The organism is Candidatus Pelagibacter sp. PS_41, from assembly GCF_059417725.1.
Genome location: NZ_CM182062.1, coordinates 1,014,835 through 1,028,107, shown reverse-complemented (window position 1 = coordinate 1,028,107; position 13,273 = coordinate 1,014,835). Strand labels below are relative to the sequence as shown.

The window sequence follows — 13,273 nt, the reverse complement described above, 5'->3', positions numbered from 1 at the left end:
TTAGTTGTACTACTAATTGGGTTTTACTGAAACGAATGTTCTGTCTGATTTACCTTTTTTAAAAACAACTTTACCTTCAACAACAGAAAAAATAGAGTGATCTTTACCCATACCTACATTTTCGCCAGGAAAAATTTTTGTTCCTCTTTGTCTTACTATTATGTTTCCAGGAATTACTACTTCACCACCATATTTTTTAACGCCCAGTCTTCTACCAGCACTGTCTCGTCCGTTTCTTGATGATCCACCTGCTTTTTTTGTTGCCATAATTTACCTAATTTATTTACTTGCTACTTCTGCTTCTACTTTTTCAACTTTTTTAGTTGGTTTTATCATTTTTGATGCTTCAGATAAAACTTTACCATCTTTTGAAAAAATTTTGCTAATTCTAATTAATGAAAACTGTTGTCTATGTCCATTTTTTCTTCTTGAATTTTGTCTTCTTCTTTTTTTAAAGATTAAAACAGTTCTATTTTTACCATTTTCAACAAGGTCAGCCTCAACTTTTGCTCCTTCTACTACAGGAGATCCAACTTCAATAGTTTTATCATCACCGTAAGCTAAGATTTCTTTAAATTCAATTTTAGTCTCCGGCTTTGAGTCCTCTAATCTTTCGATTTTAAGTATCTCACCAGCTTTAACTTTGTACTGTTTTCCACCTGTTTGTATTATAGCGTATGACATTGTTTTATCTTTTTTTTATAATGAGCAATATAGTCTCGCGCAAATCATAGTCAAGCGTGAATAAGTTAGAAATTGTCCTTTAAATCTCTCAATTTTGAGAACGTTTCAACTTTATTAGATCTAAGAAAAATATTACAATCTAGCTCTTCTCTAATTGTAGATGGAATAGTGGGTAAATTATTTTCTAATTTTTTATCTATAATTTTTATTTTATTTTTAAGATTTTCATTATTTTTGTCATGAGTTATACAAAATTTAGCATTTTGTTTAGTATATTCATGTCCACAGTAAATTTTAGTTTTTAATGGAAGTGCTTTAATTTTCATTAAAGAATTAAACATTTGTTCATAACTTCCTTCAAAAATTTTTCCACACCCTAAAGAAAAAAGAGTGTCTCCAGTAAAAGCAGCTTCCTCATTGAAAAAATAAAAACATATATGTCCAAGAGTATGACCTGGTATATGAATTATTTTGGCCTCAAAACTTTCCTGCTTCCATATTTCTTGATCATCAACAAGAGTATCTATTTCTGGAATTCTATCTTTATCTCCCTTGTATCCAATAACACGAGCATTATATTTTTTTTTTAATTCTTGATTACCACCCACATGATCATAATGATGGTGAGTATTGAGTATATATTTTAAATTAATATTTTTTTTTTCTAAGTATTTAATTATAGGTTTTGCTTCACTGGGATCAATTGCACAAGCTATGTTATTTTTTTCATCAATAACAAGATAAGAATAATTATCATGTAAACAGGGTATTATTTGAATTTTCATTTATCTTTCAATTAAAAAAATACCCAATTCTGCTGATAAGTTTTTTATATTTAGATTTAATTTATTTATAGTTGATATTTTTTCATTTTTTAAAGCTATTGATTGATCTAGTTTTATATTTCGATTTTCACAAAAATTATAAAAATCTTTCAATGTGCACATATGTAAATTAGGAGTATTATACCATTCGTCAGGTAGGTTTTTTGTTATTGGCATTGTTCCTTTAATCAATAAGTGAAGTCTGACTTTCCAAAAACCAAAATTAGGTATAGTAACAACAGCTTTTTTTCCAACACGTAATAATTCTTTTATAACAATTTCAGGAGTGAGAAATGCTTGTAATGTTTGACTTAAAATAACAAAATCAAAAGAACTATCTGGAAATTGCAAGAGATCTTTCTCTGCATCTCCCTCTATAACTGTTAATCCTTTTGATAAGCATTTTTGAACATTATTTTTTGAAATTTCTATTCCTCTAATATCTATTTTCCTACTGTCTTTCAGATACTCCATTAGTGTACCATCGCCACATCCCACATCCAGAACTCTAGTATTCTTATCAATTAGATTAGATATTATTTTAAACTCTTGTTTCATATTTAACTCTTAGAATAAGCTGTTTTAATATAATCACCTAAGGTATTTAAAAATTCAGGGACTTTTAATAAAAATGAATCGTGACCTTTATCAGACTCAATCTCAACAAATCCAACATCAGCACCTATGGCATTCAATGCAATAACAATTTCTTTATTTTCGGAAGTGGGATAAAGCCAATCGGAAGTAAAGGATATAACAAGAAATTTTGTTTTAGTATTTTCAAATGCTTTAGATAAATTTCCATTATGTTCTTTGATAAGATCAAAATAGTCCATTGCTCTTGTTATATATAGATAGCTATTTGCATCAAATCTATCAACGAATACAGATCCTTGGTATCTTAAATAACTTTCAATTTGAAAATCAGCATCAAAACCAAATTTTAAATCATCTCTTTCTTGAAGCTTTCTTCCAAATTTTTCCTGAAGCCCATTTTTTGATAGATATGTAATATGTGCAGCCATTCGAGCTACTGACAATCCTTTATCAGGACTTTTATCTTTATTAGAATAGTCTCCATTGTCCCAGTTAGAGTCCGCCATAATTGACTGTCTACCAAGTTCATTGAAAGCTATGTTTTGTGCTGAATGACTTGCAGTACAAGCAATTGGTATTGCTACTTTTGCTTTTTCAGGGAAATTACTAACGAACTGTAGTGCCTGCATTCCCCCCATAGATCCACCAATAACAGCAAATAATTTTTCAATATTAAAGAAATTTAACAAATTAAATTGTGCATTAACCATGTCGTTAATAGTTATAACGGGAAAGCTAGTTCCATATTTTTTATTTGTTTCGGAATTAATTTCATTAGGACCAATTGAGCCCATACAGCCACCAATAACATTTGCACAAATCACAAAAAATTGATCTGTATTAATAGCTTTACCAGGGCCAACAGCATACGACCACCAACCTTCTTTTTTTGTGATTGGATTTATTCCAGTTACAAATTGATCACCTGTCAATGCGTGAAACACAAGTATAGCATTATCCTTTTTTTCATTTAAGGAACCATAGGTTTCATAGGCCAAAGAATAATTATTTATAGTTTGACCACAGTCCAATTTTAATGGTTTATCAATTATAAGTTTTTTTATCTCTAAATCTTTAATCATAAATATTAGCCAAATTTGAATTGGGAGATAAAAAAAACTTATTTAGCGGTTTTTTTAAGCGCTCGCAATTCAGTTAAATCAGCGCATATTTTTTGTACTAGATAGTATTTCTTATGTCAATTTTTTTTAAAAATGACATATTCTATATGAAAAGTTAGTATTTTATTTATAAAGTGAATAAAACTATAAAATGACAATTCCAAAATTTAAAATATTTAAAATAGAAGCTTATAAGCCTGGTAGGTCAAATATAAGTAAAATTTCAAATCCAATAAAACTATCAGCAAATGAGTCTGCACTTGGGGTGAGCCCAAGGGTAACAAAAATATTGAAAGATAAAAGCTTGTTAATTTCAAAGTACCCAGATGGTAAAGCCAGAAATTTAAGAAAGGAGATTGCGAGGAAATATAAGTGCAATTTAGATCAAATAATATGTGGTGCAGGTTCAGATGAGATTATTCAAATAATTTGTCAATTATATTTGAAACCATCAGACGAAGTGATTGTTCCACAATATAGCTTTTTAATGTATAGAATTTATGCTCAAATCATAGGAGCTAAAGTAGTTTTTTCTAAAGAAAAAAACTTTAAGGTATCGGTTGATGAAATACTTAAAAAAGTTACTAAAAAAACTAAATTAGTATTTATTGCAAACCCAAATAATCCAACCGGAACCTATTTAAGTAAAAGAGAATTAATAGAATTAAGAAAAAAATTAAATAAGAATATTTTGCTAGTTTTAGATGATGCTTATTTTGAATATATGAAAAATAAAGATTATAAACCAAGTTTAGACCTATTTAAGAATACCAACAATGTTGTTGTTATAAGAACATTTTCAAAAATTTATGGATTAGCTTCATTGAGAGTAGGTTGGGGGTATGCAAATAAAAAAATAATTAGTGCAATGAATTTAATAAAACCCCCATTTAATGTTAATCAAATTGCACAGCGTGCAGCAATAGAAGCTTTAAAAGATAATAGTTTTATTAGTCGATCTGTTAAACACAATATTTTCTATGCAAATAAAATTAAGAAATTCTTAGAAAATGGGAAAATTTTTTCCAATGAAGTTACAGCTAACTTTTTATTGCTAAGTTTTGATAAATGTAAATATTCAGCCAACTTTGTTTTTAATAAACTACAATCAAAAGGAATTATATTAAGATCGACCGAGAATGGCTATAATATAAAAAATAAATTAAGATTAACTATTGGATCAAAAGTACAAAATGAAAAATTTATAAAAGCAATTACGGATATATTTAATTAATTATGAAAAATATTTTAATCATAGGTTGTGGTTTAATTGGCTCATCTGTATTAAGAGCTATTTCTCATTATAAAGTTTCTAAAAATGTATTTGTGTATGAAAAATCAAAATCTAATTTATCAAAAATAAAAAAATTAAAATTACCCTGTACTATAATAACTGATTTCAAAAAAACTGTTCCTAATATAGATTTGATAATAGTTTGTACTCCACTTAGTGAATACAAGGGGATAATTTTAAAATTAAATAAACACTTGCTGCCCAAAACAATCATTACAGATGTTGGTTCAAGTAAGGAAAAATCTCATAATGTAATTAAAGAAAATTTAAAGAGAGGAATTTCATGGACCTCTAGTCATCCAATAGCAGGATCAGAAGTTAGTGGTCCAGTACATGGTAAAAAAGATTTATTTTTAGACAAATGGTGTATTCTTATAAGAGAAAGTAATACCAACCAAAAACATCTCTCAATATTAAGGAAATTCTGGACAAAAATTGGATCCAAGATTTCTATAATGAGCTCAAAAAAGCATGACTTAGTCTTTTCAATGACTAGTCATTTACCACATCTAATTGCTTATAATTTAGTTAAAACAGCTACCGACTTTGAAAGAAAACAAAAGTATGAGTTAATTAAGTTTAGTGCTGGCGGTTTAAGAGATTTTTCAAGAATCGCTGCTTCAAATGAAATAATGTGGAGGGATATTTTTTTTAATAATCAAAAAAATATTTCTGATGCAATCGAATTATTTATTAAAAATTTAAGAGCTTTTAAAAAAGATATTGAATCAAAAAATAATAAATTAATACTTAAGAAGTTAATTGATACAAAAAAGGTTAGAAAAAAAATAATTAAATTAAAACAAGATATAAGTGAACCTGATTTTGGAAGGAAAAATTAATTTTTTATTTTTTCAATTAGTTCACCTAGGTATGGTTTAAAGTAATCTGAAGATTTAATTGCAGATTTATAAATAGGTTTTCTAGCCTGAACCCAACTTGCAGTTTTTATAGATTTAGGATTATTTTCATGTTTTAGACAGTTTTCTTCAAATCTTAAATCACAAAAATTTAATAAATTTTTAATTTCTTCTTTTGGATTTTCAACTAACTTTTCATAAACTACGTCATAAATTTCATTAGGAAATAATTCTTTCCAAAATTTTATATAATTTTGATAAAGTGTATAAAAAGAAGCAAGATCATTTAGATTATTAGAAAAAGATAAAGTTCCAGAAAAAAAATTTTTATAGTTAGACCAACAAATATCTATAGGATCCCTATTACAATTAATAATTTTTGAATTTGGAAAAATTTTTTTAATAAAACCGATATATTTAAAATTTAAAGGAGCCTTATCAATAAACATTTTATCTGAAGAGTCTATTTTTGATATTTTAGAAACATACTGTCCTTGTATTATTTTTAATAAATTATTTAATTTATTATTATCAATGTTAGCTAAATTTTTATTATTAAAAATCCCGTCATGTAAAATATTTGATAAATAAGGCAGCTCACCTCCCCCAAAAACATTTGAATGTGAGGATATTATTTGTTCAACTAAAGATGTGCCTGACCTCGGCATACCAACTATAAAAATTAATTGGCGTAAATTTTTATCTATCTTATTATTGCTTATAAAATTAATTGTTTTTTTTATTTTTATAAATTTTTCAACATCGTGACTAATATCATACTTAATAATTTCACTTAAGTATTGATTTGCTCTATTAAAGTTTTTAAAAGAATTTTCATATTTTTTTACATCTTCAAAAGCTTTCCCAAGAGCAAAATGTAAATGCATTAATTGATTTTTGTTAAGATCTTTTTCTTCAATCTTTTTAATCATCTTTTTTAAATGTTCATTATCTTGTGAGTATTTTGTAAATGATGAAATTAATCGATCTGCCTCAGTAGCTTTTGGATTATTTTCTAATATTTTATTTAAATGAAACTCTGCATCATTAAATTTTCCTAAAGTAATATAAATTGTTGCTAAGTTAAATTGTATTTCATTTGAAACTTTGTTAATTCCTAGTGATTTTTTATAAAGAACAATAGCCTCATCAAATTGATTTAAATCTTTTTTAAGATTGGCAAGGTTATTAAGTATATTTATGTAATTAGGTGCAATCTCAAGTCCTTTTTTAAAATAATACTCTGCTTCATCAAAAATTTCTAATTTGTGCTTACTAATTCCTATGTTGTTTAAAAAATAAGGGTTTCTAGGGTTTTTTTTAAGAGCCTCTTCCATAATTTTTACTGAAAGGTCAAATTTACCCAAACTTTGGTAGGCAATAGAAATAATATTATAAATTATTTGATGCCCTCGTTTCTTTAATAAACCTTTGGCTTCAGTTATTACATCTTCAAATAAACCTGCTTTTAATTTATTAGTTAGAATATCTATTTTTATTTTTAATTGATTATCAGTTATCATTAATATTTTTAATACTAGTTACTTTTAAATTAGATTTTTTCTTAATCTCTAAAATTGTATCTTTAATGCTCATAGTCACAACTTTTTTTCTAGGCCCATAAGCATGAATTAAATTATTACTATTAAGGCAAATTGCAACATGTCCTTTCCAATAAATTAGGTTATTTTTTTTATATTTGTTTTTTATATTATTCGTTTGAAAAAATTTTACTTGGTCTTTTGTATCCCTTGGGCAGTATAGGTTATTGAATTTAAAAAAAATTTGAACCAAAGCAGAACAGTCGATGCCTTTATAACTATTGCCACCCCATTTATATTTTGTATTTTTAAAAATTTTAATATTATTAAATATTTTATTTTTATTTTTAATGGGAACAACATCCTTACATCTAATCCAATAATTATCAAAATTATAAAATTTATTTTTGTATTTCTTCACCTTGATAAATGAACAAAAACTAATTTGTTTATTTAACCTAGATTGCATATTAGGCTTAGAGTACAGAGTTGCTTTCAACACTGAGATTTTATGAGTTTGTTGTTGTGTTATAGGGAATTTTTTTCTATTTATAAAGCCAATATAATTATCATAAAAAGTTTTAATTTTTAATGTATTCTTATATTTTTTGATTATTTTAAATTTATCTCCATATAAAAGTTGAGTAGCTAAATTTTTTTTAGACTCTTTGTCTTCATAAACATTTAATATTAATCTATTATTAATCATTTATTCTCTTATGGGAGCTACTTTTGACAACCATATAATTAATATTAATACAGGCACACCAAGTAAAGCAGTAACTACAAAATAATTTGAATATCCAATGGCGTCAACCCAACTACCAGAATAACCAGCCACTAATTTTGGTATAAAAAGCATGATAGAGCTAAATAATGCATATTGTGTTGCAGTAAATTTTAAAGATGTTAAAGCAGATAAATATACAACAAATGCAGCACCAGCAAAACCACTTGCTATATTGTCAGCAGTAATTACACCTATCAAAAATTTAATACTAGGCTCAGATATGGCAAGCCAGGCAAATAACAAGTTGCTACTTGAGGCTATAAAAGCACCTAAAAATAATGATCTCATTGTACCAAATTTTAGACAAAAAAATCCTCCTAAAAATCCACCTGCTATAGTTGCAAAGACACCAAAAAATTTTGAATATGTTGCTATTTGGTTTATGTTAAATCCTTTTTCTAGATAAAAAATATTTGCCATAACCCCCATAACTACATCTGCTATTCTATAAAGAGCTATCAAAAAGAGTATAGAAAAAGCAAATTTACCATAACGATTTAAAAAATTTAAAACTGGGTCAAGGTAGATTTTTTTAACTATTGTTTTTGAAATATATTTAGTACTCATCATTGAAAAAATTATAATTCCAAAAAAAGTAAAACATAAAAAAATTCTCATAATAGAAAATAGAAATTTTTTTATTATTTCATTTTCTCCAAAAGGATTATTAATAAAATTATATAAAAAAATAAAACCAGCTAATGAGAGAATAAAAACAAACAAAAATTTTGCATGTTCATTAATTTTAAGATTTTTTTTATTATTTATTTTAGGTTCTTTTGATAATAAAGTAGTTATTACGCCAACAACCATGAATAAAGCCATGATTAAGTAAACAGTTTTCCATACATTCTTATTATATATTTCGCTACCCAAGTAAGAAGCGAGCCACAAACTACCTGCACCACCTATCAACATAGCCAATCTATATCCAGCTATATACATTGATGAAAGTGGACCTTGTAAATAAATGGGTGACGATTCAATCCTAAATGCATCAATTAGAATATCTTGTGTAGAGCTAAATATAGCTAATAGAGTTATGGATATTGTAATAAATAACAAGCTTTTAGCTGGATCTGTTAATGAAGTTAAAATTAAAGAAGCTATAATCATCAATTGTGTAAATAGCAACCAGCCTCTCCTATGACCCATTTTATCAAAAAAAGGAATTTTAAAATTATCGACAATTGGAGACCACAAATATTTAAACGCATAAGTAAACCCTACCCAGCTAAAGAGAGTAATAGTGCTTCTATCAATACCAGCCTTGAAAAGCCAAACAGATAAAGTGGAAAATATCAAAAGTATAGGCAGCCCTGATGAAAATCCAAGCAGTAACATTTTTAATGTTTCTTTTTTAAAAAATAGATAAATATTTTTATTTTTCAATTTATTGTCTCCAAAAGGAAGGTAGAAATAATACCAATATAGCAAAAAGTTCTAATCTGCCTAATATCATTCCAAGTGTTAAAATCCATTTAGAGATTTCAGGTAGGGTTGAAAAATTGCCATTTGGGCCAATTATTGAGCCTAATCCAGGACCAACATTTGATATTGATGTTGCAGCTCCTGAAATTGAGGTAATAAAATCTAAACCACTTAAAGATAGAAAAGCCGTAATTAAAAAAAATAGAACTAAATAAAGAAATATAAAAGAAATAATGGATGCCATAAATTTATCATCAACATTATTTTTGTCATATTTTATTATAAAAACACCCTTAGGATAAATAATTTTTTTTAGTTGATTAACTATGAACAAATATAAAATTTGGATTCTAAAAATTTTAACTCCACATGCTGTAGAACCAGCACATCCACCAATAAACATCAGTGTTAAAAAGAAAATTAGCGGAAAATTACCCCATCCATCAAACTCTCCAGTTACATAGCCTGTGCCACTTAAAATCGAAATTACATTAAAAAAGATTATCCTTAAATTTGTTAGAGAAAAATTATTATTTTGAAAAAGTAAGTAAATAAAAAGTATAATAATTGAAAAAATAATTATCTTTAAAAATGATCTAATTTGTACATCAGAAATAAAAATTTTTTTATCTCCATTTAAAAATTTTATATAGGCAATAAAAGGTAAGCTACCCAAAATTATAAAAATCATTGATGATATTTCGATTGATAAACTATCAAAATGTCCAATAGATTCATTGTAGTTTGAAAAGCCACCAGTTGCTATTGTTGTCATTGAATGAGTTAAGCTATCAAAAATACTCATTCCAAAAATAGAATAAGTAAAAGCACAAAGAAAAGTTAAGCTTAAATAAACATAAATTAACCTTAGAGAAATTTCTTTTGATTTTGGTAAAATTTTTTCTGATGAGTCATTGCTAGAAATTTTAAATAATTGCATTCCTCCAACATTCATTATGGGCATTAGTGTTATTGCCATTACAATAATACCAATTCCACCTAGCCATTGAAGCATGGCTCTCCACAATAGTATTGATTTAGGAGCTTCATCTAAATTAGATATAATTGTTGATCCTGTGGTTGTGATACCAGACATACTTTCAAAAAATGAGTCTGTTATAGAGAGCTCTAAAGAAGAGAAAATAAATGGCAATGAACCAAATATTGCAATACTCAACCAAGAAAGAGCAGTTAATAAAAAAGCCTGTTGTAGATTTAATTTTTTATCATGATTAAGGTTAGATAAAAAAAATAAAACACCAAATATGATTGAAATTATAGATCCTCCTATAAAGGAGGAGTCAATTTCCGAATAAATAAATTGAGCAAGAATTGGTATCATCATGGAAATTCCAAGAATAATTTGCAAAACACCCAAGGTAAAAAAAACTGTTTTATAATTAGACATTTTGAAAGAACATTATTTTATGGTAAATAAATTTCAACTCTATAAGAATTAATAAAAACACCAAATATAAGATATTTGTTATTAAACAAAGTGATTGAAAAAGAGAATTTAGATAAAACTAATGCATGGCCTGTTGTTGAGGCCAAAAAAATGTTGCGTGAAAGAAAGTCATTTATAGACAAAAAAGGTAAAATAATTTTACAAACAGGGTATGGTCCAAGTGGACTTCCTCATATTGGTACATTCGGTGAAGTTGCTAGAACATCAATGATGGTTAATGCTTTAAAACAACTTACTGATATTCCAACTGAAATTATAACGTTTTCTGACGATATGGATGGTCTTAGAAAAGTACCAGAGAATATTCCTAATAAAGAACTTTTAAATAATAATCTTCATAAACCATTAACACAAGTTCCAGATCCATTTAAAAAATTTGCAAGTTTTGGTGAACACAATAATGAAATGTTAAAAGATTTTTTGAATAAGTTTAATTTTGAATATAATTTTAAAAGCTCCTCTATACTTTACAAAAGTGGTTTTTTTAATCCAACCCTTCAAATAATTTTAGAAAACTACCAGGGTATTATGGATATAATTATTCCAACATTAGGTAAGGAAAGACAAAGATCTTATAGTCCATTTTTACCAATTTGTCCAAATACAGGTAAAGTTTTAGAAATTCCTGTTGTAGAAATTTTAAAAGATAAATCAAAAATTATTTTTGATAATAATGGTGAAAAACTTGAAATTAGTATTTTAGATGGAAATTGTAAATTACAATGGAAAGTTGACTGGGCAATGAGATGGTACGCTTTAGATATAGACTTTGAAATGTATGGAAAAGATTTGATTGAAAGTGCAATATTGTCATCAAGAATAATAAAATTAATTGGGAAAACAAACCCATCTGGTTTTGCCTACGAACTCTTTTTAGATGAAAAAGGTGAGAAAATATCCAAATCTAAGGGTAATGGAATTACAATTGATCAATGGCTAGAGTATGCCTCTCCTGAGAGTCTTTCTTTATACATGTACCAAAATCCTAAAAGAGCCAAAAAATTATATAAAGAAATAGTTCCCAAAACAGTTGATGAATATTTAGAACTTATAGAAAAAGCAAAAAAACAAAATGAACTTCAATTATTAATGAATCCAGTTTGGCATGTTCATAATGGAAAAATTCCGAAAGAAGATACGATAATGAGTTTTTCAATGCTTTTAAACTTAGTGGAGACTAGCAATGCAGACTCTAAAGAATTACTTTGGAAATTTGTAAAAAAATATAAAAAAGATATTTCTGAAAAAGATCATCCTATTTTTGATAACTTAATTGGTTATGCTATTAAGTATTTTAATGATGTAATCAAAATTCAAAAAAAATATAAAAAGCCTGATGAAAGTGAAAAAAAAGCTTTGAAAGCACTTATTAAGACTTTAGATGAGTGTAATGATAAAATGTTACCTGAAGATATTCAGACGTTAATTTATTCAACTGGAAAAGATAATGGATATTCAGAAAACTTACGTGATTGGTTTAAATTAATTTACGAAGTTGTTTTTGGAGATGAAAATGGTCCAAGGATGGGTTTTTTTATAAGCTTTTTTGGAGTGAACGAAACTAAAGAATTAATAAAAGAAAAAATAAAATAATGTTTTCAAAATTTAGATCACTAATCTTTAAGTTTGATCCTGAAACAGCTCATAATTTAGCAATTAAGTCTTTAAAATTAAATTTGGTACCAAATTTATCTAATCAAGACAAAGATGACTCATTATTTAAGACTAAATTATTTGGAAAAGAAATTAATAATCCTATAGGAATGGCAGCTGGTTTTGATAAAAATGCCGAAGTTTATAATTCTCTTTTCAAACTTGGCTTCGGTTTTGTGGAAGTAGGAACCGTTACACCACTTGAGCAATATGGAAATCCAAAACCAAGAGTTTTTAGACTAGTAGATGATCAGGCTCTAATAAATAGATTGGGATTTAATAATTTAGGCTCAGAAAATATTAGCAAAAGAATTAGGTCAAATCCAAATGAAGGTTTATTGGGTGTTAATATTGGTCCAAATAAAGATAGTGAAGATCGACTAAATGATTATTTAATTGGACTTAGGGTTTTTCATAATATTGCCGATTACATTACTATCAATATATCTTCACCTAATACAGAAAACTTAAGAAATTTTCATGATAAGACTAAATTTGACGAATTAATGGACTCAATAGAAAATGAAAAAATTAAACTGAAATCCAAAATACCAATTATGGTAAAAATTTCCCCAGATATTTTAGAAGAACAAATTGAAATAATTTGTAAAACTTTAATTCAATATAAAGTTAGTGCAATAATTGTTTCTAATACAAGTGCTAAAAATAGAGATAAATTAAAAGATATTCTAAAACATCAAAAAGGTGGCCTATCAGGAAAACCTCTGGAAGAAGAAGCGAATAAATTAATAAGTAAATTCTATAAAATATTAAATGGAAAAATTGAGATTATAGGAGTTGGAGGTGTAGACTCAGGAGAGAGTGCCTATAAAAAATTTCAGTCAGGAGCAAGTTATGTACAACTATATACTGGAATGGTTTTTCAGGGACCAAACATAGTAGGAAAGATTAAAAAAGAGCTTAAAGAAATATTAATTGCTGGTGGTGTTAAGAATTTTAAAGAAATAGTGGGAAAGAAGCTAGCTAATTGAGCCTAATAAACTTGACGA

General features: G+C 26.8%; 13 protein-coding genes. 4 read left to right on the top strand and 9 right to left on the bottom strand.

The window, feature by feature from the left end; translation table 11 throughout:
• Positions 1-12 precede the first annotated feature (12 nt).
• The 5 genes from rpmA to metX all read right to left on the bottom strand — a co-directional run bounded on the left by rpmA (position 13) and on the right by metX (position 3,187).
• Complete coding sequence (gene rpmA / locus AC5SL8_RS05645) at positions 13-267, bottom strand: 50S ribosomal protein L27 (RefSeq protein WP_006997689.1); 255 nt, start codon at positions 265-267, stop codon at positions 13-15.
• A gap of 12 nt (positions 268-279) precedes the next feature.
• Positions 280-684 (bottom strand): 50S ribosomal protein L21, encoded by a 405-nt coding sequence (gene rplU, locus AC5SL8_RS05640; protein ID WP_494579576.1) that lies wholly within the window; start codon positions 682-684, stop codon positions 280-282.
• Positions 685-749: 65 nt separating this feature from the next.
• Positions 750-1,469 (bottom strand): hydroxyacylglutathione hydrolase, encoded by a 720-nt coding sequence (gene gloB, locus AC5SL8_RS05635; protein WP_494579574.1) that lies wholly within the window; start codon positions 1,467-1,469, stop codon positions 750-752.
• Positions 1,470-2,066 carry a methionine biosynthesis protein MetW gene (metW, locus tag AC5SL8_RS05630; protein WP_494579572.1) on the bottom strand — a complete coding sequence of 199 codons (597 nt, stop codon included), beginning with the start codon at positions 2,064-2,066 and terminating at the stop codon, positions 1,470-1,472.
• Between the two features lie 2 nt (positions 2,067-2,068).
• Positions 2,069-3,187: a homoserine O-acetyltransferase MetX gene (gene metX, locus AC5SL8_RS05625; RefSeq protein ID WP_494579571.1), complete on the bottom strand. Its 1,119-nt coding sequence runs from the start codon at positions 3,185-3,187 to the stop codon at positions 2,069-2,071.
• A 190-nt stretch (positions 3,188-3,377) separates the two neighbouring features.
• On the opposite strand from metX, the gene hisC reads away from it, so the two are divergent.
• Together hisC and AC5SL8_RS05615 are read left to right on the top strand one after the other, a co-directional pair.
• Positions 3,378-4,460, top strand: a complete 1,083-nt coding sequence (gene hisC / locus AC5SL8_RS05620; RefSeq protein ID WP_494579569.1) for a histidinol-phosphate transaminase — start codon at positions 3,378-3,380, stop codon at positions 4,458-4,460.
• Between the two features lie 2 nt (positions 4,461-4,462).
• Entirely contained in the window at positions 4,463-5,362 is a 900-nt protein-coding gene (locus AC5SL8_RS05615; protein WP_494579567.1) for a prephenate dehydrogenase, read from the top strand.
• Here AC5SL8_RS05615 and AC5SL8_RS05610 read toward each other — a convergent pair.
• From AC5SL8_RS05610 to AC5SL8_RS05595, 4 genes are read right to left on the bottom strand one after another with little or no spacing between them, the layout of a single operon-like run.
• A complete protein-coding gene (locus AC5SL8_RS05610; protein WP_494579566.1) occupies positions 5,359-6,903 on the bottom strand; it encodes a tetratricopeptide repeat-containing sulfotransferase family protein in 1,545 nt (514 codons plus the stop codon). The genes AC5SL8_RS05615 and AC5SL8_RS05610 overlap by 4 nt on opposite strands.
• On the bottom strand, positions 6,893-7,630 hold the full coding sequence (locus AC5SL8_RS05605; RefSeq protein WP_494579565.1) for a C40 family peptidase: 738 nt from the start codon (positions 7,628-7,630) through the stop codon (positions 6,893-6,895). The genes AC5SL8_RS05610 and AC5SL8_RS05605 overlap by 11 nt, the downstream gene beginning before the upstream one ends.
• Positions 7,631-9,103 (bottom strand): AmpG family muropeptide MFS transporter, encoded by a 1,473-nt coding sequence (locus tag AC5SL8_RS05600; RefSeq protein ID WP_494579564.1) that lies wholly within the window; start codon positions 9,101-9,103, stop codon positions 7,631-7,633. It abuts the gene before it with no gap.
• A gap of 1 nt (position 9,104) precedes the next feature.
• A complete protein-coding gene (locus AC5SL8_RS05595) occupies positions 9,105-10,550 on the bottom strand; it encodes a TrkH family potassium uptake protein (protein ID WP_494579563.1) in 1,446 nt (481 codons plus the stop codon).
• A gap of 90 nt (positions 10,551-10,640) precedes the next feature.
• Between AC5SL8_RS05595 and AC5SL8_RS05590 the strand changes: the two genes are divergently transcribed.
• A complete protein-coding gene (locus AC5SL8_RS05590) occupies positions 10,641-12,203 on the top strand; it encodes a lysine--tRNA ligase (protein ID WP_494579561.1) in 1,563 nt (520 codons plus the stop codon).
• On the top strand, positions 12,203-13,255 hold the full coding sequence (locus AC5SL8_RS05585) for a quinone-dependent dihydroorotate dehydrogenase (RefSeq protein WP_494579559.1): 1,053 nt from the start codon (positions 12,203-12,205) through the stop codon (positions 13,253-13,255). The genes AC5SL8_RS05590 and AC5SL8_RS05585 overlap by 1 nt, the downstream gene beginning before the upstream one ends.
• The last annotated feature ends 18 nt before the right edge of the window (positions 13,256-13,273 follow it).